General features: G+C 63.5%; 23 protein-coding genes. 16 read left to right on the forward strand and 7 right to left on the reverse strand.

The genetic code is table 11. From position 1 onward, the window contains the following. Positions 1-72: 72 nt before the first annotated feature. The 9 genes from N430_RS04695 to N430_RS04735 all read left to right on the forward strand — a co-directional run bounded on the left by N430_RS04695 (position 73) and on the right by N430_RS04735 (position 9,368). Positions 73-690: an NUDIX domain-containing protein gene (locus N430_RS04695; RefSeq protein WP_110633424.1), complete on the forward strand. Its 618-nt coding sequence runs from the start codon at positions 73-75 to the stop codon at positions 688-690. Beyond that, a complete protein-coding gene (locus N430_RS04700) occupies positions 681-1,133 on the forward strand; it encodes a DUF1249 domain-containing protein (RefSeq protein ID WP_054887887.1) in 453 nt (150 codons plus the stop codon). The genes N430_RS04695 and N430_RS04700 overlap by 10 nt, the downstream gene beginning before the upstream one ends. Positions 1,134-1,218: 85 nt before the next feature. Continuing rightward, entirely contained in the window at positions 1,219-2,022 is an 804-nt protein-coding gene (gene cpdA / locus N430_RS04705; protein WP_110633427.1) for a 3',5'-cyclic-AMP phosphodiesterase, read from the forward strand. Positions 2,023-2,166: 144 nt separating this feature from the next. After that, on the forward strand, positions 2,167-2,775 hold the full coding sequence (locus N430_RS04710) for a YqiA/YcfP family alpha/beta fold hydrolase (protein WP_110633430.1): 609 nt from the start codon (positions 2,167-2,169) through the stop codon (positions 2,773-2,775). Between the two features lie 35 nt (positions 2,776-2,810). Then, the gene (gene parE / locus N430_RS04715) at positions 2,811-4,715 is read left to right on the forward strand and encodes a DNA topoisomerase IV subunit B (RefSeq protein WP_110633433.1); all 1,905 of its coding nucleotides are present in this window, start codon (positions 2,811-2,813) and stop codon (positions 4,713-4,715) included. After that, entirely contained in the window at positions 4,712-5,698 is a 987-nt protein-coding gene (locus N430_RS04720) for an esterase-like activity of phytase family protein (protein ID WP_110633436.1), read from the forward strand. The genes parE and N430_RS04720 overlap by 4 nt, the downstream gene beginning before the upstream one ends. After that, on the forward strand, positions 5,695-6,213 hold the full coding sequence (locus N430_RS04725) for a TIGR02281 family clan AA aspartic protease (RefSeq protein WP_110633441.1): 519 nt from the start codon (positions 5,695-5,697) through the stop codon (positions 6,211-6,213). Before N430_RS04720 ends, N430_RS04725 begins: the two co-directional genes overlap by 4 nt. Positions 6,214-6,223: 10 nt before the next feature. Continuing rightward, positions 6,224-8,482 carry a DNA topoisomerase IV subunit A gene (gene parC, locus N430_RS04730; RefSeq protein ID WP_110633442.1) on the forward strand — a complete coding sequence of 753 codons (2,259 nt, stop codon included), beginning with the start codon at positions 6,224-6,226 and terminating at the stop codon, positions 8,480-8,482. Positions 8,483-8,657: 175 nt separating this feature from the next. Further along, entirely contained in the window at positions 8,658-9,368 is a 711-nt protein-coding gene (locus N430_RS04735; RefSeq protein ID WP_110633444.1) for a membrane integrity-associated transporter subunit PqiC, read from the forward strand. A gap of 94 nt (positions 9,369-9,462) precedes the next feature. Here the strand turns inward: N430_RS04735 and N430_RS04740 are convergent, their stop codons facing one another. After that, the gene (locus N430_RS04740; protein WP_110633447.1) at positions 9,463-10,926 is read right to left on the reverse strand and encodes an AhpA/YtjB family protein; all 1,464 of its coding nucleotides are present in this window, start codon (positions 10,924-10,926) and stop codon (positions 9,463-9,465) included. A 135-nt stretch (positions 10,927-11,061) separates the two neighbouring features. Here N430_RS04740 and serB point away from each other — a divergent pair, with 135 nt between their 5' ends. After that, the gene (gene serB, locus N430_RS04745; RefSeq protein WP_110633450.1) at positions 11,062-12,276 is read left to right on the forward strand and encodes a phosphoserine phosphatase SerB; all 1,215 of its coding nucleotides are present in this window, start codon (positions 11,062-11,064) and stop codon (positions 12,274-12,276) included. Positions 12,277-12,332: 56 nt separating this feature from the next. Here serB and asd read toward each other — a convergent pair whose 3' ends face one another. Genes asd through N430_RS04760 form a run of 3 tightly spaced genes read right to left on the reverse strand, consistent with a single transcriptional unit; the run spans position 12,333 to position 15,600 of the window. Next, positions 12,333-13,196 carry an archaetidylserine decarboxylase gene (gene asd / locus N430_RS04750; protein WP_110633453.1) on the reverse strand — a complete coding sequence of 288 codons (864 nt, stop codon included), beginning with the start codon at positions 13,194-13,196 and terminating at the stop codon, positions 12,333-12,335. 14 nt (positions 13,197-13,210) lie between these two features. After that, entirely contained in the window at positions 13,211-14,020 is an 810-nt protein-coding gene (locus tag N430_RS04755) for a rhodanese-like domain-containing protein (protein WP_110633456.1), read from the reverse strand. Positions 14,021-14,064: 44 nt separating this feature from the next. Further along, positions 14,065-15,600 carry an HDOD domain-containing protein gene (locus tag N430_RS04760; RefSeq protein ID WP_110633459.1) on the reverse strand — a complete coding sequence of 512 codons (1,536 nt, stop codon included), beginning with the start codon at positions 15,598-15,600 and terminating at the stop codon, positions 14,065-14,067. A gap of 130 nt (positions 15,601-15,730) precedes the next feature. Between N430_RS04760 and motA the strand changes: the two genes are divergently transcribed. Beyond that, entirely contained in the window at positions 15,731-16,582 is an 852-nt protein-coding gene (gene motA, locus N430_RS04765; protein WP_079229923.1) for a flagellar motor stator protein MotA, read from the forward strand. Positions 16,583-16,585: 3 nt separating this feature from the next. Then, positions 16,586-17,611 (forward strand): flagellar motor protein MotB, encoded by a 1,026-nt coding sequence (gene motB / locus N430_RS04770; protein WP_110633462.1) that lies wholly within the window; start codon positions 16,586-16,588, stop codon positions 17,609-17,611. A gap of 30 nt (positions 17,612-17,641) precedes the next feature. Here motB and N430_RS04775 read toward each other — a convergent pair whose 3' ends face one another. Next, positions 17,642-18,121, reverse strand: a complete 480-nt coding sequence (locus N430_RS04775; RefSeq protein ID WP_110633465.1) for a molecular chaperone Tir — start codon at positions 18,119-18,121, stop codon at positions 17,642-17,644. Positions 18,122-18,234: 113 nt separating this feature from the next. Further along, positions 18,235-19,266, reverse strand: a complete 1,032-nt coding sequence (gene rsgA / locus N430_RS04780; RefSeq protein ID WP_110633468.1) for a small ribosomal subunit biogenesis GTPase RsgA — start codon at positions 19,264-19,266, stop codon at positions 18,235-18,237. Between the two features lie 141 nt (positions 19,267-19,407). Between rsgA and orn the strand changes: the two genes are divergently transcribed. Continuing rightward, a complete protein-coding gene (gene orn, locus N430_RS04785) occupies positions 19,408-19,950 on the forward strand; it encodes an oligoribonuclease (protein ID WP_110633471.1) in 543 nt (180 codons plus the stop codon). 91 nt (positions 19,951-20,041) lie between these two features. Next, positions 20,042-20,653 carry a trimeric intracellular cation channel family protein gene (locus N430_RS04790; RefSeq protein WP_103445901.1) on the forward strand — a complete coding sequence of 204 codons (612 nt, stop codon included), beginning with the start codon at positions 20,042-20,044 and terminating at the stop codon, positions 20,651-20,653. 237 nt (positions 20,654-20,890) lie between these two features. Here the strand turns inward: N430_RS04790 and queG are convergent, their stop codons facing one another. After that, positions 20,891-21,955 (reverse strand): tRNA epoxyqueuosine(34) reductase QueG, encoded by a 1,065-nt coding sequence (gene queG / locus N430_RS04800; RefSeq protein WP_110633474.1) that lies wholly within the window; start codon positions 21,953-21,955, stop codon positions 20,891-20,893. Between the two features lie 64 nt (positions 21,956-22,019). Between queG and N430_RS04805 the strand changes: the two genes are divergently transcribed. After that, positions 22,020-22,880, forward strand: coding sequence for an NAD(P)H-hydrate dehydratase (locus N430_RS04805; protein WP_110633477.1), 861 nt, complete (start codon positions 22,020-22,022; stop codon positions 22,878-22,880). 2 nt (positions 22,881-22,882) lie between these two features. Then, positions 22,883-23,341, forward strand: coding sequence for a tRNA (adenosine(37)-N6)-threonylcarbamoyltransferase complex ATPase subunit type 1 TsaE (gene tsaE, locus N430_RS04810; protein ID WP_371922761.1), 459 nt, complete (start codon positions 22,883-22,885; stop codon positions 23,339-23,341). Positions 23,342-23,349 lie beyond the last annotated feature (8 nt).

Genomic DNA, 23,349 nt, shown 5'->3' on the forward strand with positions numbered 1-23,349 from the left:
GGAAAGGGGTGAAACGGGCAACCGTGCAGAGTAGGATGGCGCGATGCGGTAACTGAGGTCATGAGGATTTCCATGTCAGACACGTTGAATTCGGTGCCCAAGGCGGTCGAGATCGTCAAGCGGGACAACTGCTTCAAGGGCTTCTACAAGCTCGACAAGGTGCAGCTGCGCCATGAACTGTTCGCCGGTGGCATGAGCGGTGAGATCAGCCGTGAGCTGTTCGTGCGTCACGATGCGGTCTGTGTGCTGCCGTATGACCCACTGCGCGATGAAGTGGTGCTGATCGAGCAGTTTCGTGTCGGCGCCTTGGGCAAGGTCGACAACCCTTGGCTGATCGAGATGGTCGCCGGGCTGATCGACAGGGAAGAAGAGCTGGAAGAGGTCGCGCATCGTGAAGCCGAGGAAGAAGCCGGGCTGGCGATAGGCGCCTTGTGGCCGATCACCCGTTACTTCCCTTCACCCGGCGGCAGTGATGAGTACGTGCACCTGTACCTCGGCCGTTGCACCAGTGAAGGCGCGGGTGGGCTGCATGGCCTGGAAGAAGAAAGCGAGGACATCCGCGTACGCGTGTGGTCATTCGACGATGCAATTCAGGCCGTACGCGATGGTCAAATCTGCAACGCGGCGACCATCATCAGCCTGCAGTGGCTGGCGCTGAACAAAGATGAAGTTCGAGGTATGTGGAAGTGAACCTCTTGCGTGAGCGTTATCGGGTCGACCTGGCCGGGCTGCAAGCAGCCTGCGAGGCCAACTATGCCCGGCTCATGCGCTTGCTGCCCGATATGCGTACCACCCAGAGTTCGCGGCGCATCGGCATGACCCAGGGCGACCAGATGCTCGGTGTGCTGGTGCTCGATGTGCTGCTGGCCTGCCCGTACACCACTACCCTGCGGGTACGCCAGGAGCACAGCCTGCCCTGGCTGCCGGTGCCGCACCTGGAGGTGCAGGTGTATCACGATGCGCGCATGGCCGAAGTGATCAGCGCCGAGCACACCCGCCGCCTGCGCAGCATCTACCCGTACCCCAACGAGGCCATGCACCAGCCGGACGAGAAGGCGCAGCTCAATCTGTTCCTCGGCGAATGGCTCAGCCATTGCCTGGCCTGCGGCCACGAACTGGCAAGTGTGCGCTGAAATGTGACCTGGGTCGGTTTCGAGTGTTTGCTCGCAACCATTCCAGCGCCATAATTCGTGCAGAATCCGTTCGAGGAGACGGCCGTTGCCGCACCCAGACCCTTCCCCTGCGCCCGTGCATGTGGTGCAACTGACCGACGCCCACCTGTTCGCCAACCCGGCGGGCACCTTGCTGGGCCTCAATACCCGCGACAGCCTGCGCCATGTGGTGGCCCAGGTGCGTCGCGAGCAGCCGCGTGTCGACTTGCTGTTGTGCACCGGTGACCTGTCCCAGGATGGCAGTGTCGCTTCGTATGAAGCGTTCGTTGAGCTGACCGGCGAATTTGCCGTAGCGACTCGCTGGTTGCCGGGCAACCATGATGAAGCCAAGGTCATGGCCGAGGTAGCGCCGGATCTGGTGCAGTCGGTGACCGACATCGGCAACTGGCGCGTGGTCATGCTCAACACGGCGGTGCAGGGCGCTACCCATGGGTTGCTCGAACAGGACCAGTTGTCGACCCTCGATGATGCCCTGGCCTCGGCCGGCGAACGCCATTGCCTGGTGTGCTGTCACCATCAGCCGGTGGATATCGGTTGCGCCTGGATTGCTCCGATCGGATTGCGCAATGCCGATGAACTGCTGCAGCGGTTGCACAGTTATCCACAGGTGAAGGCGTTGCTCTGGGGGCATATTCACCAGGAATGGGATGAACAGCGCGATGGTTTGCGCCTGCTGGCCACGCCGTCGACCTGCATCCAGTTCGCGGCGGGCAGCGAGGACTTCAAGGTCAGCGAAGAGCAGCCGGGTTATCGCTGGCTGCGCCTGCATGCCGATGGGCGAGTTGAGACTGGAGTAGAGCGGGCCAGAGACTTCGAAGTCAGGCTCGACTTCAATAGTCCGGGATACTGAAAATTTTGGGGCCGCTGCGCGCCCCAGCTCTTGAAGAATTTGTTGCTAAATCCCTGCCGCGGCGCCAAAACCCGGCGAACGCGCTACACTGCGCGTCCCTGCGCCCGCACCATCGGGCGCGAAGCCACAGATTCCGGGGGCAGCATGTCGGGTTCCATCCTCTATATCCATGGCTTCAACAGCTCGCCGCTTTCCACCAAGGCGCGCCAGCTCGCGGCGGTGATGCAGCAGTTGGGCCTTTCGCAGCAGCTGCGCGTTCCGGAACTGCACCACCACCCTCGCCAGGCCATGGTCCAGCTCGAAGCTGCCATCACCGAGCTCGGGGCGCCCCTGCTGGTCGGCAGTTCGCTCGGCGGCTACTATGCCACCCATCTGGCCGAGCGCCACGGGCTGAAAGCCCTGCTGGTCAACCCGGCAGTCACCCCGCACAAGCGCTTCGACGGTTATCTGGGTACCCAGCGCAACCACTACACTGGCGAGACTTGGGAGCTGACCCTGGACCATGTGCAGGCCCTGGCCGAACTGGAAGTGCCGGCACCGACCGACCCATGCCGCTATCAAGTGTGGCTGCAGACCGCCGATGAAACCCTGGACTACCGCCACGCCGAGCATTATTACCGGGCTTGCGCCCTGCGTATCCAGGCCGGTGGCGACCACAGCTTCCAGGGCTTTGCCGAGCAGCTGCCAGGCCTGCTGGCCTTCGCCGGTATTGCCCGGCAGCAGTATGCGGCGCTCGATTTTTCTGTATTTTGATTTTTTTGCATTCACCAGACTGACGACGAGAATCCATGGCCAATCCCAGCGCTAGCGCCTATAACGCAGACGCCATCGAAGTCCTCTCCGGCCTCGACCCGGTGCGTAAACGCCCGGGCATGTACACCGATACCAGCCGGCCTAACCACCTGGCCCAGGAAGTCATCGACAACAGTGTCGACGAAGCCCTGGCCGGCCACGCCCGTTCGGTGCAGGTCATCCTCCATGCCGACCACTCGCTGGAAGTCAGCGACGATGGCCGTGGCATGCCGGTGGACATCCACCCTGAAGAGGGCGTGTCAGGCGTTGAGCTGATCCTTACCAAGCTGCACGCCGGCGGTAAATTCTCTAACAAGAACTACCAGTTCTCCGGCGGCCTGCACGGCGTGGGCATTTCGGTGGTCAACGCCCTGTCGACCCAGGTGCGCGTGCGCGTCAAACGCGACGGCAACGAGTACCAGATGACCTTCGCCGATGGCTTCAAGGCCAGCGAGCTGGAAGTGGTCGGCTCGGTCGGCAAGCGCAACACCGGTACCAGCGTGTACTTCAGCCCGGACCCGAAGTACTTCGATTCGCCGAAGTTTTCCATCAGCCGCCTCAAGCACGTGCTCAAGGCCAAGGCCGTACTGTGCCCGGGCCTGCTGGTCAGCTTCGAGGACAAGGCCAGCGGCGAGAAGGTCGAGTGGCACTACGAAGATGGCCTGCGTTCCTACCTGGTCGACTCGGTCAGCGAGTTCCAGCGCCTGCCCGACGAGCCGTTCTGCGGCAGCCTGGCGGGTAACAAGGAGGCTGTCGACTGGGCCCTGCTGTGGCTGCCCGAAGGCGGTGACAGCGTTCAGGAAAGCTACGTCAACCTGATCCCCACCGCCCAGGGCGGTACCCACGTCAACGGCCTGCGCCAAGGCCTGCTCGATGCCATGCGCGAGTTCTGCGAGTTCCGCAACCTGTTGCCGCGCGGCGTCAAGCTGGCGCCGGAAGACGTCTGGGAGCGCATCACCTTCGTGCTCTCGATGAAGATGCAGGAGCCGCAGTTCTCGGGCCAGACCAAGGAACGCCTGTCGTCCCGTGAGGCGGCAGCGTTCGTCTCCGGTGTGGTCAAGGACGCCTTCAGCCTCTGGCTCAACGCCCACCCCGAGCTGGGCATGCAGCTGGCCGAACTGGCCATCAGCAACGCCGGCCGGCGCCTCAAGGCCAGCAAGAAGGTCGAGCGCAAGCGCATCACCCAGGGCCCGGCGTTGCCAGGCAAACTGGCCGACTGCGCCGGGCAGGACCCGATGCGCGCCGAACTGTTCCTGGTCGAGGGTGACTCCGCCGGTGGTTCGGCCAAGCAGGCCCGCGACAAGGAATTCCAGGCCATCCTGCCGCTGCGCGGCAAGATCCTCAACACCTGGGAAGTGGACGGCGGCGAAGTGCTGGCCAGCCAGGAAGTGCACAACATTGCAGTGGCCATTGGTGTCGACCCGGGCGCGGCCGACCTGTCGCAGTTGCGCTACGGCAAGATCTGCATCCTCGCCGACGCCGACTCCGACGGCCTGCACATCGCCACCTTGCTCTGCGCACTGTTCGTCCAACACTTCCGTGCGTTGGTCGAGGCCGGCCACGTCTACGTTGCCATGCCGCCGCTGTACCGCATCGACCTCGGCAAGGAAATCTACTACGCCCTCGATGAAGCCGAGCGTGACGGCATCCTCGACCGTCTAGTGGCCGAGAAAAAGCGCGGCAAGCCGCAGGTCACCCGATTCAAGGGCCTGGGCGAGATGAACCCGCCGCAGCTGCGTGAAACTACCATGGACCCGAATACCCGGCGCCTGGTCCAGCTGACCCTGGACGACGTGCAGGGCACCACCGAGATCATGGACATGCTGCTGGCCAAGAAACGCGCCGGCGACCGCAAGAACTGGCTGGAAACCAAAGGCAACCTGGCTGAGGTGCTGGTTTGATTCGTCTGCTGGTCGCGGCCTGCCTGGCGCTGGTTGCCCTGCCGAGCCTGGCGGGCAGCTGGCCGGAACTGAAGTTGGCCTCCGAGCACCCGATCGAGGGCATGCGCGGCGGCAACCTGTCTGGCCTGGTCGAATGCCGGGGCGGGCTGTGGGGTGTTTCCGACCGTGATGACGATCGCATTTACCGCTTCGACCAGCAGAACGCCGTCTGGCGCGCGCAGCCGCTGACCTTCACACCACCGCCGGTGCCTGAGAGTGGCCTGCCGTGGGGGTTGAAATCGCGTAACTGGGCAGCGTCCTACGTGCGCGGTGGCGAGCTTGATTACGAAGGCATCACCTGTGACCAGGCGGGCAACCTCTACCTGGTCAGTGAAGCCCATGCGGCGGTGTTGCAGCTGCCTGACGGGGGTGAGCCGGAGTGGTTGAAAATCGACCCGATGATGGTGCGTCAGGCCCGTGCCAGCGGCATGCTGCTGAACTTCAATGCCCTGTTCGAGGGCCTGGCCATCAATCCGCAAGGTGATCGCCTGTGGCTGGCGGCAGAGCGTGAACGGCGCGGCCTGGTGGCCATCGAACGCCAGCAGTCGGTCTGGACCTGCGGGCGCAGCTGCGTGTTGCTGAGCGAAGCCGGGGTCGAGATGCAGCCGCCACAGATGCCCAACCCGCGGGCACTGTCGCGTGATTTTGCCGACCTCGCCTGGTTCGAGGGCAAGCTGTTCACCTTGGAACGCAATGCCTACCGCGTGTGCCGGCGTGATGCCACCGATGGCAAGGTCGAGCAGTGCTGGTCATTCGCCGCCGAGGCACTGGTGCCGGAACGCCGCTACGACCAGCCGTACGGCCTGGCCGAAGCGCTGGTGATCGATGCCAAGGGCGCCTGGATCGGCCTGGACAACAACAACGGTGATCGTGCCGATGGCGAAAGCCGGCCGATCGTCTGGCGCTTTGACGCGCCGCAGGGCGGCTGGAGCGTCACGCCATGAGCCAGCCACCGGGCAAACGCGCGGGCAAGGTACTGATGATGCTCGCCTGGGCGGCGGGGTTGTTCCTTGCCACGCGTTTCTTCGGGCACTGGGAAGACCATGAGCGCAACCCGAATACCCAGGTGCAGTCGTCCCATGGCGACGGTTTCATCGAAGTGCGCCTGCTGAGCAATGGCCAGGGGCACTTCGTGCTGGACGGCGCGATCAACGGCCAGGTGGTGCATTTCATGCTCGACACTGGCGCCACCGACGTGGCGATCCCCGAGTCGCTGGCCAAGGACCTGGACCTGCAGCGCGGCAGCCCGGTGATGCTGAGCACTGCCAATGGCCGTACCGAAGGCTACCGCACCCGGCTGGATACCCTGCAACTGGGCGATATCCGCCTGCAGAACGTGCGCGCCCTGGTGGTGCCAGGCCTGGACGGGCAGACCGTGCTGCTGGGTATGAGCGCCCTGAAACAACTTGAATTTACCCAGCGCGGCGGCACCATGCTGCTGCGCCAGAACCTGAAATGACGAGGCCCGCATGAGCGACTCACTGGAACTCAGCCTGGATGGCGTCGAACGCCGCTCGCTGGCTGACTTCACCGAACAGGCCTACCTCAACTACTCCATGTACGTGATCATGGACCGGGCCTTGCCACACATCGGCGATGGCCTGAAGCCGGTGCAGCGACGTATCGTCTATGCCATGAGCGAGTTGGGGCTCAATGCCGACGCCAAGCACAAGAAGTCTGCCCGTACCGTCGGCGACGTGCTTGGCAAGTTCCACCCCCACGGTGATTCGGCCTGCTATGAAGCCATGGTGCTGATGGCGCAGCCGTTCAGCTATCGCTACACACTGGTCGATGGTCAAGGCAACTGGGGTGCACCGGACGATCCGAAGTCGTTCGCCGCCATGCGTTATACCGAGGCACGTCTATCGCGTTACTCGGAAGTGCTGCTCAGCGAAGTGGGCCAAGGCACCGTCGACTGGGTACCAAACTTCGACGGCACACTGGAGGAGCCTGCAGTACTGCCGGCGCGCCTGCCTAACATCCTGCTCAACGGCACCACCGGTATCGCCGTGGGCATGGCCACCGACGTGCCGCCACACAACCTGCGTGAAGTGGCCAGCGCCTGTGTGCGCTTGCTCGACGAGCCCAAGGCCACCATCGAGCAGCTGTGCGAACACATCCAGGGCCCGGACTACCCGACCGAAGCCGAAATCATCACCCCGCGTGCCGAAATCCAGAAGATCTACGAAAGCGGCCGCGGCTCGATCCGCATGCGCGCCGTGTACCGCGTCGAAGATGGCGACATCGTTGTCACCGCACTGCCGCATCAGGTCTCCGGGGCCAAGGTGCTGGAGCAGATCGCCGCGCAGATGCAGGCCAAGAAGCTGCCGATGGTCGCCGACCTGCGTGACGAGTCGGACCACGAGAACCCATGCCGCATCGTCATCATCCCGCGTTCCAACCGCGTCGATGCCGATGAACTGATGCAGCACCTGTTCGCCACCACCGACCTGGAAAGCAGCTACCGGGTCAACGTCAACATCATCGGCCTCGACGGCCGCCCGCAGCTGAAGAACCTGCGCGCGCTGCTGCTGGAGTGGCTGGAGTTCCGCACCAACACCGTTCGCCGTCGCCTGCAGCACCGTCTGGACAAGGTCGAGAAGCGCCTGCACCTGTTGGAAGGCTTGCTCACCGCGTTCCTCAACCTGGATGAAGTGATCCACATCATCCGTACCGAAGAGCACCCCAAGCAGGCCCTGATCGAGCGCTTCCAGCTGACCGAGATCCAGGCCGACTACATCCTCGAGACTCGCCTGCGTCAACTGGCGCGCCTGGAAGAGATGAAGATTCGCGGCGAGCAGGACGAGCTGCTCAAGGAACAGGCCAAGCTGCAGGCCCTGCTGGGCAGCGACGCCAAGCTGCGCAAGCTGGTGCGCAGCGAACTGATCAAGGACGCCGAAACCTATGGCGACGACCGCCGCTCGCCAATCGTCGAGCGCGCCGAAGCCAAGGCCCTGTCGGAAAACGAGCTGATGCCGACCGAACCGGTCACCGTGGTGTTGTCGGAAAAAGGCTGGGTGCGCTGTGCCAAGGGTCACGACATCGACGCCACCGGCCTGTCCTACAAGGCTGGCGACGGCTTCAAGGCCGCTGCTGCGGGCCGTTCCAACCAGTTTGCCGTGCTGATCGACTCCACCGGGCGCAGTTATTCGGTGGCCGCGCATACCCTGCCATCGGCGCGGGGGCAGGGCGAACCGCTGACCGGCCGCCTGACGCCGCCACCTGGGGCGACGTTCGAATGCGTGCTGTTGCCAGACGATGAAGCGCTGTACGTGGTGGCTTCGGACGCCGGTTACGGCTTCGTGGTCAAGGGTGAAGACCTGCAAGCCAAGAACAAGGCCGGCAAAGGGCTCCTCAGCTTGCCTAACGGCGCCAAAGTCATCACGCCGCGGCCGGTGGCGGACCGTGAACAGGACTGGCTGGCGGCGGTGACCACCGAAGGTCGCCTGCTGGTATTCAAGGTTTCCGACCTGCCACAGCTGGGCAAAGGCAAGGGCAACAAGATCATCGGTGTGCCCAGTGATCGGGTCGCCAGTCGTGAAGAATTTGTCACCGATCTGGCGGTGATTGCCGAGGGTGCAACCCTTGTATTGCAGGCCGGCAAGCGTACCCTGTCTCTTAAGCCAGACGACCTGGAGCACTACAAGGGCGAACGTGGCCGACGCGGCAGCAAGCTGCCCCGGGGCTTCCAGCGGGTCGACAGCCTGCAGGTAGAAGGCCCGGCATAATCCGACGAAATGTCTGGAACGGCAATTTCAGCGCCGTTCCAGGCAGAAATGCTGGAGTCGGGCCGATATTTCGCGGATGATAGTGCCCCTGCGGTGCCGGCGTGGCCGTGTGCCCGATTGAATCTCTATCAGTATCACTGCGGTTTGCCTGGTGGCGACCGCCTGGATGGGTTGAATGAAATTCCTGCGCCTTCCATTTGCGCTGTTGATGACGGGTTTGCTGGGGCTGAGCGGGTGCAGCATGCATCAGCCGGTTGCCCTGTACCAACTCGACAGCGGTGATCCAGGCCAGCCTTCACAGAGTGCAGGCATGGCCGTGGTGCTCGGTCCGGTGTCGGTAGCCGATTACCTGCAGCGCGAAACCTTCTTGCAGCGTCAGGCCGATGGCAGCCTGAGTTCGGCGACCGACGGTCGTTGGGCCGGTAGCCTGTCGGCAGACATCGATCAGTTGCTGGTGCGTCAGCTGGCCTGGCGCCTGGACAGCCAGCGCGTGGTGCTGGCTCCGGCCAGCACGGGTTTTACCCCGGACGTGCAGGTGCTGCTGTCGATCACTCGCCTGGACTCGGGCAAGAACCAGCCAGCGATTCTCGATGCGCAATGGCGCCTGCTCGACCGTCGTGGCCATGTGCGTGACAACCGTATCGTTCACCTCGAGCAGCCGCACGAGGGCAGCGAGTCGTCCCAGGTTCAGGCCCAGGGGCAGTTGCTGCAGAAGCTGGCCGAACAGTTGAGCACGGCGGTCAAGCCGCTGGCCAATCAGCCAGCAGTTGCTGAAGAGGCGCCGAAGAAGCAGGCAGCGCCGGTCCAGGTCAAGAAAGAACCCGGGAAATCGAAGATCCCGATGGCTTCGCCGATTCGTACCGATATGGAAGTCTATCGGTTCTGATCCAACAGCCAGACACAAAAAAGCCCGCATGCTCGCGGGCTTTTTTGTGGGTGGCTTGAACTGCTGGGGCGCAAAGCACCCCCTGGATCTGAAGTCAGGCCCGGCGCTCGTGCATCCGCGCCAGCTGGCGCTCCAGCATCGACGGGTAAGGCTCCAGCAACCGCTCTACACAACAAGCCCCTTCAGGGCTGGCAATCGGGCGAATGCGCGCACGTTTGCGGATCAGTTCGTCATCACTGATCTGCCGCTCCACCAGCAGCAGGTTACGGCTGTGCTGCGACAGTGCCAGTGCGTCCTGGGCCTTCTCGGCCATCAGCAGGTCGACCTGCTCCAGCCCTTGCAGGTCATCACCCAGGGCCAGGCCCAGTTGCAGTTGCAGGGTGATGCCGCTGTCGGCCACTTCGATCTGCAGGGCATGGCCCAGCGCTCGCAGCAGCTCGCCACAGCAAATGGCGTTGGTCAGGTAATCCTCGCCGCAGTCGCGGCTGTGGAACAGCACCAGGGTGCTGCCATCATTGAGCGTGTGAACCTCGCCTTCATACAGCGATGCTGCCTGCTCCAGGCAGCCACGGTAGCGCTCCAGCAACTCAGTCAGGCGCGTGCGCGGCAGGCGGCGCAGTTGCTCCTGGGAGCCCAGTTGAACGGCCAGCACGGCGGTGTTCTGTGGCTCGTCAGATTCGACCACGGCAGGTTTGGCCGCTGGCTGCTCCTCGTCGTCCAGCAGCCCGGCGAAGGCAGCGTCGTCGTCCTCGTCCGCCTGGACCACGGCCTTGGCGCGCTGTGCAGGCTTGGCCGGGACTTCGTCGCGCAGCTCGTCGAACTCGTCCTCGTACTCTTCTTCATCCGGTTCCGGCTCTGGCGGAGGTGGCGGTGCCAGGCGGGCGTGCAGCTGGCGGGCGATGTCGCCGATCTCGTCCTGGCGGTCGATGGCCGGGGTGTAAGGGTGCGGGTCACGCAGCCACACCCGCAATTGCAGCAACGGCAGGGTGATGTGGCGGCCTTGACGCAGGCTCAAGCTCAGCGCCAGGGCCAGCAGGATGGCGGCGAGAATGCCCATGCTCTGCAGGCTGATCAGCATCGGCTGCTGGAACTGGCTCATGTCCAGGCTGATACGCAACTGACCGGCAGTCACGTCCTGGAACGTGATCTTGGTCTGGTACAAGCCTTCGGCCTCACCCAGCAGGCTGTTGCGCGGGCGCTGGCCAGCCTCGGCGAGGATGCGGTTATCCACGCTGTAGATGGCCGCATGGGCTACCAGCGGGTTCTTCACCAGGTTGCCTAGCAGCACGTTGAGGCTGAGGATGTCGTTGGACACCAGCAGCTCGGTTGCCGAGGTGGCGGTCTGGGTGGTCAGGCTCTGGCCGAGGGCGTCGGCCTGCTCGTGCATGGCCTGCTTGAACTGCAGGCCCATCACGCAGGCATAGATCACCAGCGCCAGCGCCACCAGGAAAATGTTGGTGGTGGCGATGCGCAATGCCAGAGGCACGCGACGTTGGCGCAGGGCTCGGAAGATCATGATGAAGAAGTTGTCGGTTTTGACGGGCGTGGGCCGGTTCACAGAGCGCGGCTCTTAATGGCATAAAAGTGTTGGGCAGTATAGCGAGCAGTGTTTTGTCGGCAAAGTAGAGTTGGCGCCCGATGGTCATGGAAAATCGGTAGAATGCGCATTTTTCATCGAAGTCGGAGCCAGGTTGTGCGCGAAATCGTTCTGATCAACATCACCGGTGAGGACCGCCCGGGTCTCACTGCCGCCATTACCGGCGTCCTGCTCCAGGGCGGTGTGAACATCCTCGACATCGGCCTGGCGGTCATGCACGGCACCCTGTCGTTCGGCATCCTGGTCGATATTCCGGATAACGAAGTGGCTACCAGCCTGCTGCAGAGCGTGCAGTCCAAGGCCCACGAGCTGAACCTGCAAGCGCGCTACACGCCGATTTCCGAGGCCGACTACCAGCATTGGGCCGATGCCCAGGGCGAAGCGCGACATATCGCGACCCTGCTCAGCCGCAAGATCACCCCCGAGCAACTGCAGCGCGTCAGCGCTGTCATCAGCCAGTATGGCCTGACCATCGAACGCATCGAGCGCCTGTCGGCGCGGGTTGCCCTGGGCGCTCCGAGCGAGAAGGGCAAGGCGGCGCTGGAAATTTCCGTGCGTGGCGTGCCGAGCGACGCCCAGGCATTGCGTGCTGACTTCTTCGCGTTGTCCGAAGAGCTGAACATCGACATCGCGTTCCAGAAGGACGACCTGTTCCGCCGCAACCGCCGCCTGGCGGTATTCGACATGGACTCGACACTGATCGAGGCGGAAGTCATCGACGAACTGGCCAAGGCCGCCGGCGTGGGCGAGCAGGTTGCCGCGATCACCGAGCGGGCCATGCGCGGCGAGCTGGACTTCCGCGCCAGCTTCAAGGAGCGCATGGCGCTGCTCAAGGGCCTGGATGTCGGCGTACTCGACGAGATCGGTGCTTCCCTGCGCCTGACCGAAGGTGCCGAAAACCTGTTCGCCGAGCTCAAGCGCCTGGGCTACAAGACGGCGATCCTGTCCGGTGGTTTCTCGTACTTCGCCAAGCAGGTGCAAGCGCGCCTGGGTATCGATTACGTGTTCGCCAACGAACTGGAAGTGGTCGATGGCAAGGTAACCGGCGTGGCCGTGGAGCCGATCGTCGATGCCCAGCGCAAGGCTGACCTGCTGCAACAGCTGGCCAGCGAGGAAGGCCTGCAGTTGGAGCAGACCATCGCCGTGGGTGATGGTGCCAATGACCTGCCGATGCTGTCGCTGGCCGGCCTGGGCGTGGCCTTCCGCGCCAAGCCATTGGTGCGCCAGTCGGCCAAGCAGGCGATTTCCACCCTGGGGCTGGATGGCGTGCTGTACCTGCTGGGCCTGCGCGACCGCGACGCCCGCGGCTGATCCGCCGTTAAAAAAAGGCCCTGCATGCGCATGCAGGGCCTTTTTTATTGCCAGGATCAAGCCTGGGCAGGGGTTGCCAGCAGTTCGCCCATGCGTACAGCCGAAGCTGCGCCGAGGGTCTGGGCCCATTTCACTTGGTCTGGCCCGAACAGCACGATGGCGGTCGAACCCAGCTTGAAGCGACCCAGTTCGGCGCCTTTTTCCAGGTGAATTGGAGCACGGCTTTCTTCGTCGTAACGGAAGGTCTTCAGCTCACGCTTTGGCGGAGTGACCAGGCCTGCCCATACGGTCTCGATCGAAGCGACGATCATGGCGCCGACCAGCACTACGGCCATTGGCCCGCGTTCGGTATCGAACAGGCACACCACGCGCTCGTTGCGGGCGAACAGTTCCGGAACGTTTTCGGCAGTGGTCTGGTTGACCGAGAACAGGCGGCCCGGCACGTAGACCATCTCGCGCAGGGTGCCGGCCAGCGGCATGTGCACGCGGTGGTAATCCTTCGGCGACAGGTAGATGGTGGCGAATTCGCCGCCCATGAACGGCGCGGCCAGTGCCGGATCACCGCCAAGCAACTCAAGCGCGCTGAAGCTGTGGCCTTTGGCCTGGAAGATACGACCGTGTTCGATCGGGCCCAGCTGGCTTACGGCACCATCGGCCGGGCAGAGGATTGCGCCTGGGGTTTCGTCCAGCGGGCGTGCACCTGGCTTGAGGGCGCGGGTGAAGAAGGCGTTGAAGTGCTCGTAGGCGGTCAGGTCTTCGACCAGCGCTTCGTTCATGTTCACCTGGTAACGCTTGGCGAACCAGGCGGTGAAGGCGTTCTTGAACCAGCGCGCACGGCACTCGGCGACGCAGCCAGCCAGGCGCGACAGCAAGTGGTGCGGCAGCAGGTATTGGCTGAGGATGAACAGACGGGATTTCATTGAGTTGAATGTCCTTAAACTTCGACAGGCGTGTCCGGGTGGTTGCCCCATTCGCTCCACGAACCGGCATAGGCCTTGATGCGTGGGTAGCCGAGGGACTTGGCCACCAGGTAGGTGAAACCGGAGCGGCGGTGGGTCTGGCAGTGGGTGATCACTTCCTTGTCTGGCGTGATGCCCAGTTGCTGCAGCACTTCAGCGATGTCTGCGCGGATGCGCAGGTGATCGTTGAGGTCCATGCCAGCAGTCCATTCGAAATTGACGGCGCCGGGAATGTGCCCGGCCTTGGCGGCCAGGACTTTCTCGCCGTTGAATTCCTGTGGGCCACGGGCGTCCCAGATAACCAGGTCATCGGCGCCCAGGCGGCTTTGCAGGTATTCGCGGGTGGCAGTCGGTTCGCTGTGCAGTTGCAGATGCACGGGGGTATTGCCCGGCGTTGGCACGTCGGTGGAGAGCTTGTCCGCCGGCCAGGCCTGGATGCCGCCATTGAGGTAGTGGTAGCGCGTATGGCCGATGACATCGAGCAGCCAGATGAAGCGCCCGGCCCAGCCGCCACCTTCATCGTCGTACACCACGTAGACGGCGTCGTCGCGGTGGCCCAGTTCGCTGAACAGCTTTTCCAGGTCGCCCAGGGCCGGCAGCAGGCCGGGCGCCGGCGGTTGGCCGAGCTGGGTGCGCTTGCCTTCGACGAAGCGGGCGCCGGGGATGTGCCCGCTGACATAGCGGTTGGCGCTGCTCAGGTCGACCAGGATCAGCTGGGGTGAATCCAGGCGCGGCAGCAGGTCTGCGGCTTCGATCACCAAAGGCAGGCCGGAAAAGTCAGTCATCCACGTTCTCCAGAGTGGAAAGAGGGGCGATTGTAGCGCAAGGCTCAGGCGCCGCGGTTGGCAAACACCGCCAGCGCACGCTCGATACATTGCGAAGTCTTGCCGAAGGCCTGAACGCTGACATCGGCCAGAGGCTTGCCGCCCTGGTCGGCCACCGCCAGCATCAGCACCTGATCGCCTACGGCCAGCGAACGCAGCAACAGGTGTTCGCTATGGAACAGCGCACGCAGCGGCGCTGGCAGCAGTGCCGAGAACTGGGCGTGATTCTCGGGCGTCAGGCGCAGTTGGCCGGCCTTGCTCATCAGCTTTTGCAGCAGCTTGTTCTGCTCGATGTCCAGGGCGATGCCACCTGCTTCCTTGGGCAGGCCGGCGATCTGTTGCACACGCAGGTAATCGGCGGCCTTGTCCAGACTCAGCAGCATGATGCGCTGCATCCCGCAGGCTTCCAGTGCTTCGCGCGCATGGGTAGCCAGGTGCACGGCATTGGTGAACGGGCTGGGTTGGGTCAGCAGTTCCTGGCACAGCTTGCGCCAGCGGCTCAGTGCCTCGCTGGAGGGCGGCGGCGGGGTGAGCATGTCCGGGTGCGGGCGACGCTGATCCCAAGGCCAGATCAGCGCCTCGGCGGGGTGGAACAGGGCATGGCGGGCGTGACGCCGAGCGCTGGCGGCAGCTTGTTGGTGCACCTGCTGCTGCACGTCTTCCAGTGAAGTTTGCAGGTAGAGCGCTGTCAGCAGCTGCCAACGCAACAAGTGTGGGTTGTCCCAGCCCACCTGCGCCGCCAGGGCCAGGTTGTTGGCCAATAGCACGGTATTGGCCGGTTCGTTGAACCAGCGGCGCAAGCCAGGTGCTTCGTCCAGGCGATGTTGCTGGATGAGCAGGTATTCTTCGCGGGCGATGCTCAGTACCAGCGCCAACTGGTCGCGCTCTTCGAGCAGCAGCCGATAGCCTTGGGTAACCCATTTGGGCAGGCGCCAGTGCTCGGCCATCGCTTGGCACAAGGCGAAAATGCGCACACCGAACAGTTCCTGTTCCACGTCGGCGGCAGTTTCACCCTTGTGGATAACCCGCAGCTCCCAGGCGTCCAGCAGCTTGGGCTGGGCCTGGGCCAGCGGCCACAGGGGGGCGAGGAACAGCAGGCTGCCCCAGTGGATCTCCTGCCACAGGCGCGCCAGGCGGCTGGCGAACAGGCCGCTGGCCTGTTGCGCGGCGTGCTGGCTGATCAACAGGAATTGGCGCAGCACCGGCGGGATGTCGTCTTCCGGCAAGGCCGGCAGGCGCATCAGCAGTTCCCTGCTGCGTGCCAGGCCCAGGCGGTTGAGGGCGACTTCCAGGCTTTCGGCGGGCTCGGCCTGGCTGGCGTTGGCGGGGTGGTTGGCCTCGCGCATCACCGACAACACCAGGGCGGGGCTGTCCTGCATCAGTTCGGCGATTTCGCGCAACGAGCGTCGACTGTCGTTGATCGCGCTCATGACTCGGTCGTAACTCTGCTTCGGGACCGGTACACGAACACCGTCGAGCAGCTTGACCCAGGCTTCTACAGTACGCGGATTCTGAGTGGGCACCTTGGATTCCATTGGCATTTTGACATCAGTCCGAACTGGCTTTTCGCTTTTAGTGGCTATAGTCTGGCGCAGTTCTGCCGATAAGTAGAAGAAGAGTTTTAAAGCTCCCGTCCCACTCCCTGACCACGACAGCAAGTGCTTTGATCCTATGGCTAAAATTATCGGCATCATCGTCGTATTCGCGAGCGTGCTCGGCGGATATGTACTCTCCCACGGCAAGATCGCGGCGCTGATCCAGCCGTTCGAAGTGCTGATCATCGGCGGTGCAGCCTTTGGCGCCTTCATGCAGGCCAACCCTGGTTACATGACCATGCATGTAATCAAGAAGTCGATGAAGATGTTCGGCTCGCGCTTCTCCCATGCTTTCTATCTGGAAGTTCTGGGCCTGGTGTACGAAATCCTCAACAAGAGCCGTCGCGAAGGCATGATGGCGATCGAGAGCGATATCGAAGACGCCGCAGCCAGCCCGATTTTCGCCAAGTACCCGGCGGTGCTGGGCGACGAGCGCATGACAGCGTTCATCTGTGACTACCTGCGCATCATGTCCACCGGCAACATGGCACCCCATGAGCTCGAAGGCCTGTTCGACATGGAGCTGCTGAGCATGAAGGAAGAGCTCGAGCATCCGTCGCACGCGGTCACCGGCATCGCCGACGGCATGCCGGGCTTTGGTATCGTCGCGGCGGTATTGGGTATCGTGGTGACCATGGCATCGCTCGGAGACGGCGATCAGAAGGCCATCGGCATGCACGTCGGTGCGGCGCTGGTCGGTACCTTCTTCGGTATTCTCGCGGCCTATGGCTTCTTCGGCCCGCTGGCCAAGTGCCTGGAGCACGATGCCAAGGAAGAGCTCAACCTCTATGAGTCGATCAAGGCCTCGCTGGTGGCCTCGGCTTCCGGTATGCCGCCTTCGCTGGCCGTGGAGTTCGGGCGCAAGGTGCTGTATCCGAAGCATCGCCCAAGCTTTGCCGAGCTGGAACAAGCGGTTCGCGGTCGCTGAGTCATGGAGAACAATCAGCCGATAATCATCAAGCGCGTCAAGCGCTTCGGTGGCGGGCACCATGGTGGCGCCTGGAAGATCGCCTTCGCCGACTTCGCCACGGCGATGATGGCGTTCTTCCTGGTGCTGTGGCTGTTGTCCACGGCCACGCCTGAACAGAAGATCGCCATTGCCGGCTACTTCAAGGACCCGATCGGTTTTTCCGAGAGTGGCACGCCTTACATCATCGACCTGGGTGGTTCGCCGCAGTTGGCGCCGGAAAAGACCATCAACCCGGAGCAGAAGTCCGAGCCTACACCTGACACCAGCATCCAGCTGGACAAGGACCAGGTCGAGACCATGGCCGAACAGGTCGAGCGCGAGCGCCTCGAGCTGCTGCTGCAGGAGTTGCAGAACAAAGTCGAGGAAAACCCGCAGCTGCAGAAGTTCAAGGACCAGATCCTGTTCGAAATTACCCAGGACGGCCTGCGCATCCAGATCATGGATGCCGAGAACCGGCCGATGTTCGACATCGGCAGTGCGCGCCTGCAGCCGTATTTCGAAGACATCCTGCTGGCCATGGCCGACACCATCAAGGCGGTGCCGAACAAGATCAGTATCAGTGGCCACACCGATGCCAAGCCGTACGCTGGCACTGGCGATTTCGGCAACTGGGAGCTGTCGGCCAACCGCGCCAACGCCGCGCGTCGTGCCTTGGTTGCCGGTGGCTATCCGGATGGCCAGGTGGCACGGGTGGTGGGTTATGCCTCGTCGTCGCTGTTCGACCGCAAGGACCCGTTCAACCCGGTCAACCGCCGTATCGACATCATCGTCCTGACCAAGAAGGCGCAGCGCAACATCGAGGGTGAGCAGGGTGCACCCGAGGCGCCAGCCCAACCGGCTCCGCCAACAGGTGCAGCGCCTGGGGCCGCGGCCCCGGCAGCGCCGGCGGCAGGGGATGCTGCTCCGATGCAACCGCGTGAACTGCGCCAGAAGCTGAATATCTTCGAGGATGGGACCTTGAAGATGGATGAGCAGAAGGATCAGTGACCCTGGGGGCGCAAAGCGCCCTCAGTTTCCTCAAAACCCCCGCCTGATCTTGGACTTGAGATCGGCGTGAAAGAAATCTGCATTGTCCTGGTCGACACCCGACCCAGGCTCCGCCGGCAGAGTCATCGCCCGCTGAAACGTGCACTCATCGTGATACGCCCGCACGAACAGATCGATATGCGCGCGCTCGCGCATCACCGGCCACCTGCCGAAGTGCTCGGGTAGCTCACAGCCCCCTCCGCGATAGAAACTCACCCGTCGATTGGCTGTTACCGCAGCTTCCAGCAGCCCGGCAGTCCACCAGTCATCGCCTGCTTCTGCGGGTAGCAGGCCAATCCAGTGGGTTGCGTCGTTGATGTGTTGGCAAGCGCTGCCATGAGCGTCTTCGCGGGTCTGCCCATTGCCACCGAACTCCACCAGCTGCGCGGTGATGCCTTCGAGCAGCAGGCGTTCGTTGAGGATGAAGGCGTCAAGCCGCTCTTCGTGGCGGTAACTGATCAAAACCGGCATCGCGGTTGCCCTCCCTGATAGAAGTCACGACCTTCCGGGAAAGCAACGGTCAGGGCAATAGATGGCAGGAAAACCGGAGGCGTCCTACGCGCCCCGGTAATATTTCCTACAGATCAGTAGCTGTCTTCCGGCAGGCTGGCGATGATCGAGCGGTAGCTGTTCATCCGCTGCGGCTTGATACGCCCCTCTTCGAGGGCCTTGAGCAGTGCGCATCCTGGTTCGCGATCATGCTTGCAGTCGCGGAAGCGGCAGGTGCCGAACAAGTCGCGGAATTCGATGAAGCCATCTTCCACGTCGTCGCGGCTGACATGGCCGAGGCCGAATTCACGGATACCCGGCGAGTCGATCAAATCGCCGCCGTTGGGGAAGTGATACAGGCGCGCCGTGGTGGTGGTGTGCTGGCCCTGGCCAGACCATTCGGACAGGTCGCCGACGCGGGTGCCGGCATCTGGCAGCAGGCTGTTGACCAGCGACGACTTACCCACGCCCGACTGGCCGACGAACACGCTGATGTGCCCGTCGAGCATCTGCTGCAGGCGCTGCATGCCGTCGCCGTGGTGCGCGGAGACTTCCAGCAGCGGGTAGCCCAGCTCGCGGTAGACTTCGAGCAGCGCGTGCAGGCCCGGACCGTTTTCTTCGTCGATCAGGTCGGCCTTGTTCAGCAGCAGCAATGGGCGGATACCGGCGTGCTCGGCGGCCACCAGGTAACGGTCGATCAGGTTCGGGTGCGGCTCTGGCGCCGGGGCGAAGACGATCACGATCAGGTCGACGTTGGCTGCGACCGGCTTGAGCTGGCCGTGGTTGTTCGGCCGGCACAGTTCGGTGCTGCGCGGCATCTGCGCGACGATCACGCCGATGCCCTGGTTGCCGGCGCGCCAGACCACGCGGTCGCCAGTGACCAGCGCCGGCAGGTTGGCCCGCAGGTGGCAGCGGAATACCTGGCCGGCGACTTCGCCATCCTGGGCTTCCACCTCGACCTGCACACCGAAATGGGCAATGACCAGGCCCAATTGTTCCGGGCCCAGGTCGCCACCCTCCAGCTCTTGCAGCACGTGCTGCTCGCGTTTGGCGGCGCGAGCAGCGCGTTCGTTCTGGATTTTTTCGATACGCCAGTTCTGGCGACGATTGAGCTGGCGTTTGGCCATGGACCTTCCAAGGTGGGGCAAGTTGAAAACGGCAGGCAGTTTAGCACGCCCGCTCACGGACCATTCTGGTTACCTTTGCACCGCGCATGCGCAGGCCGGCGTCGCTAGGCTAATATGACGGCCTATACGAGGAGCCCTTTCATGCACAACCCACAGAACCTGATCTGGATCGATCTGGAAATGACCGGCCTGGATCCGGACCACGACGTCATCATCGAGATGGCCACCATCGTCACCGACAGCGAGCTCAACACCCTGGCCGAAGGCCCGGTGATCGCCATCCACCACAGTGACGAAGTGCTGGCGCGCATGGACGAGTGGAACACCCGCACCCATGGCGCCTCGGGCCTGACCCAGCGCGTGCGTGACAGCAAGATCAGCATGGCTGAAGCCGAAGCGCAGACCATCGCCTTCCTCGAGCAATGGGTGCCGAAAGGCAAGTCGCCGATCTGCGGCAACAGCATCTGCCAGGATCGCCGTTTCCTCTACCGCCACATGCGCGGCCTGGAAAACTACTTCCACTATCGCAACCTCGATGTCTCCACCCTGAAGGAACTGGCCGCGCGCTGGGCACCGGATGTGCGTGACAGCTTCAAGAAGGGCAGCACCCACCTGGCGCTGGACGATATTCGCGAGTCGATCGCCGAACTGCGGCACTACCGCGAGCATTTCATCAAGGTATGAGCCGAAAGGGCGCAGCTAATGTGCTCGCGCCCTCTTTTGGTGCCTCGGGCAACTGGTTAGACTGCGCGGCTTTCCTGCACGGACCCGCGCCATGTTGTTGATGCTCTACCTGATCGCCATCACCGCCGAAGCCATGACCGGTGCCCTGTCCGCCGGCCGCCGCGGCATGGACTGGTTTGGCGTGGTGCTGATCGCCTGCGTGACCGCCCTGGGGGGCGGCTCGGTACGCGACGTGCTGCTGGGGCATTACCCGCTGACCTGGGTGAAACACCCGGAATACCTGGTGCTGACCAGCTGCGCCGCGCTGCTGACGATTTTCATCGCGCCGATGATGCGCCGTTTGCGTTCGTTGTTCCTGGTGCTGGATGCCCTGGGTCTGGTGGCCTTTACCCTGATTGGCTGCATGACCGCGCTGGAGATGGGGCAGGGCATGCTTGTGGCATCGATCAGCGGGGTGATTACCGGGGTGTTTGGCGGGATCCTGCGGGATATCTTCTGTAACGACATCCCGTTGGTGTTCCGTCGCGAGCTGTATGCCAGCGTGTCGTTCGCGGCGGCCTGGTTCTATCTGGGCTGCGTGTACTTCAAGCTACCGGCGGAGCAGGCGATGCTGCTGACCTTGTTCGGTGGCTTCCTGGTGCGTTTGCTGGCGATCCGTTTCCACTGGGAAATGCCCAAGTTTCACTACAACGACCAGCAGTGAGGGGGGCTCGCCTTTAGCTCTGTGCTGGTTTTGAGATCGAGCGCCGCCCGCGCGGCGCATCGCGGGCAAGCCCGCTCCCACATCTGTTTCGGGCCAGTTACTCCTGTGCCGCCAACAGGAGAGACTGGCCCGAAACAGATGTGGGAGCGGGCTTGCCCGCGATGCGCCGCGCGGGCGGCGCTCGATCTCACAGGCGCTGCAAGACTCCTGGCAAACACTTGTCAGCAACAGCGCGATCTAAACTAGACCATGCCGGGCCAGCGCCCATTCCACATGCTCGCGCACCAGTTCCGACTCATCCTCCCGTCGGGCCTTCAACGCCTCGATCACCGGTATCGTCGAAGGCGCATTACCCAGGCCCACCGCCAGGTTGCGCAAGAACCGCTCATAGCCCGCCCGCCGCAATGGCCCGCCTTCGGTCTTGCGCAGGAAGGTGCGCTCGTCCCACAGGAACATTTCAGCCAGCTCGGCATTCTCCAGCCCATGCCGTGGCTGGAAGTCCTGCTCCTTGCTGTGATTGGCAAAGCGGTTCCAGGGGCAGACGATCTGGCAGTCATCGCAGCCAAACACGCGATTACCCATCATCGAACGCAAATCCACCGGAATCGGCCCGCGCAACTCGATGGTCAGGTAGGAGATGCAGCGCCGCGCATCCAGCACATAAGGGCCAACGAAGGCCTGGGTCGGGCAGATGTCCAGGCACGCCTGACAGCGCCCGCAATGTTCACTGGTATGCGCCTCGTCCACCGGCAGCGGCAAATCTACAAACAGCTCGGCCAGGAAGAAGTAGCTGCCGGCCTTGCGGTTGAGCAGCAGGGTGTTCTTGCCGATCCAGCCCAGCCCGGCTTGCTCGGCCAGGGCCTTCTCCAGCACCGGGGCGCTGTCGACGAAGGCGCGGTAGCCGAACGGGCCGATTGCTTCCTGGATGCGGTCCGCCAGGAACTGCACGCGCTTGCGCACCAGCTTGTGGTAATCGCGGCCCAGGGCGTAGCGCGACACGTAGGCCTTTTCCGGCTGGGCCAGGCGTTGCGCCATCTGCGTGTCGCCGGGCAGGTAGTCCATGCGCAGCGACACCACGCGCACCGTGCCGGGTATCAGCTGGTCGGGGTGGGAGCGCTTGCTGCCATGGGCGCCGAGGTACTCCATTTCGCCCTGGTAGCCGGCGTCGAGCCAGCGCTGCAGGTGCTGTTCGTGTTCGCCAAGGTCGACACCGGCGATGCCGACGTGGGCAAAACCGAGTTCTTGGCCCCAGATCTTGATGGATTGGGCCAGTTGGGCGAGGTCAGGCGTACAGGCGGACATGGATGGGCAGGCAATACGGGCTCAGGTGCGTATAATTCTGCCAGACATTGGAGCCTTTGACCCCATGCCGCAGACCAAACATCCCAGCAACGCCCCGCAACTGCTCAGCAGCGTGACCGTTGCACGCCTGCCGGCACGGCATGCGCATGCCCATAAAGGCGACTTCGGCCATGTGCTGGTCGTCGGTGGCGACCTGGGCACCGGCGGTGCGGTGCTGCTCAGTGCCGAGGCTGCGCTGCGCTGCGGTGCCGGGCTGGTCAGCGTGGCGACGCGCCCGGAGCACGTCATGGCCGGGCTGGCGCGCATGCCGGAAGCCATGTGCCTGGGGGTCGAGTCGGCCAATCAGTTGATGGGTGTGCTGGAGCGTGCCTCGGTGCTGGTGGTGGGCCCCGGGCTGGGTCAGGCTGCCTGGGGTCGCAGCCTGCTGTCAGCGGTGGCCAACGCCGAGCGGCCGCAGGTGTGGGATGCCGACGCCCTGAACCTGCTGGCTCGCACGCCACTGGCGCTACCCAGCGGCAGCATCCTCACCCCGCACCCGGGGGAGGCGGCGCGGTTGTTGGGCATCTCCACCGAGGCCGTCCAGGCCGATCGCCCGGGGGCGGCGCGCAAGCTGGCACGCCGCTATGCCAGCGTCTGCGTGCTCAAGGGCGCTGGCACCCTGGTGGCCGACCCCGCCGGCCAGCTGGCGCTGTGCAATCGGGGGCATCCGGCGATGGCCGGTGCAGGGCTGGGCGACGTGCTGACCGGCGTGCTGGCGGCGTTGCTGGCCCAAGGGCTGGATGCCTGGAGCGCGGCTGGCCTGGGGGTATGGCTGCACGCCTGTGCAGGAGAGCGCCTCGGCGTCAAAGGTAGAGGCCTGGCAGCCAGTGATCTGGCGCCGGTCATTCGTGAATTGTTGGAGGAGCATTCTGCGTGTCTGGCTTAACCCTGTTTCTGGCCGATGAAGCGGCCACGGTCGATTTCGGCGCAAAAATGGCCGAGGTGACCGGCGGTCGTGGCGTGATTTTCCTTGAAGGCGACCTGGGGGCGGGCAAGACCACGCTCTCGCGTGGCCTGATTCGTGGGCTGGGCCATACTGGTGCAGTGAAAAGTCCGACTTTCACCGTGGTAGAACCCTACGAAATTGGTGAAATACGCGCTTTCCATTTCGACCTGTATCGCCTGGTCGACCCGGAAGAGCTGGAGTTCATGGGCATTCGTGACTATTTCGAGGGCGATCCGCTGTGCCTGTTCGAATGGCCACAAAAGGGTGCGGGCGTTTTGCCAAAGCCCGACCTGACCATTACCATAAGCCCCCAAGCGGGCGGCCGCTCGCTTGACCTTACGCCGCAGGGGGCTCGCGGCGAGGCCTGGTGCACTGCACTGGCCGAACACTATAAACAGTAAGTGGGGTA

Source organism: Pseudomonas sp. CC120222-01a, assembly GCF_003097235.1.
Taxonomy (GTDB): Bacteria; Pseudomonadota; Gammaproteobacteria; order Pseudomonadales; family Pseudomonadaceae; genus Aquipseudomonas.

Coding starts and splice junctions, on each gene's coding strand:
- N430_RS04695 (WP_110633424.1), top strand. CDS start 73: ATGTCAGACACGTTGAATTCGGTGCCCAAGGCGGTCGAGATCGTCAAG.
- N430_RS04710 (WP_110633430.1), top strand. CDS start 2,167: ATGTCGGGTTCCATCCTCTATATCCATGGCTTCAACAGCTCGCCGCTT.
- parE (WP_110633433.1), top strand. CDS start 2,811: ATGGCCAATCCCAGCGCTAGCGCCTATAACGCAGACGCCATCGAAGTC.
- N430_RS04725 (WP_110633441.1), top strand. CDS start 5,695: ATGAGCCAGCCACCGGGCAAACGCGCGGGCAAGGTACTGATGATGCTC.
- parC (WP_110633442.1), top strand. CDS start 6,224: ATGAGCGACTCACTGGAACTCAGCCTGGATGGCGTCGAACGCCGCTCG.
- N430_RS04735 (WP_110633444.1), top strand. CDS start 8,658: ATGAAATTCCTGCGCCTTCCATTTGCGCTGTTGATGACGGGTTTGCTG.
- asd (WP_110633453.1), bottom strand. CDS start 13,196: ATGAAATCCCGTCTGTTCATCCTCAGCCAATACCTGCTGCCGCACCAC.
- N430_RS04755 (WP_110633456.1), bottom strand. CDS start 14,020: ATGACTGACTTTTCCGGCCTGCCTTTGGTGATCGAAGCCGCAGACCTG.
- N430_RS04760 (WP_110633459.1), bottom strand. CDS start 15,600: ATGCCAATGGAATCCAAGGTGCCCACTCAGAATCCGCGTACTGTAGAA.
- motA (WP_079229923.1), top strand. CDS start 15,731: ATGGCTAAAATTATCGGCATCATCGTCGTATTCGCGAGCGTGCTCGGC.
- motB (WP_110633462.1), top strand. CDS start 16,586: ATGGAGAACAATCAGCCGATAATCATCAAGCGCGTCAAGCGCTTCGGT.
- N430_RS04775 (WP_110633465.1), bottom strand. CDS start 18,121: ATGCCGGTTTTGATCAGTTACCGCCACGAAGAGCGGCTTGACGCCTTC.
- rsgA (WP_110633468.1), bottom strand. CDS start 19,266: ATGGCCAAACGCCAGCTCAATCGTCGCCAGAACTGGCGTATCGAAAAA.
- orn (WP_110633471.1), top strand. CDS start 19,408: ATGCACAACCCACAGAACCTGATCTGGATCGATCTGGAAATGACCGGC.
- N430_RS04790 (WP_103445901.1), top strand. CDS start 20,042: ATGTTGTTGATGCTCTACCTGATCGCCATCACCGCCGAAGCCATGACC.
- queG (WP_110633474.1), bottom strand. CDS start 21,955: ATGTCCGCCTGTACGCCTGACCTCGCCCAACTGGCCCAATCCATCAAG.
- N430_RS04805 (WP_110633477.1), top strand. CDS start 22,020: ATGCCGCAGACCAAACATCCCAGCAACGCCCCGCAACTGCTCAGCAGC.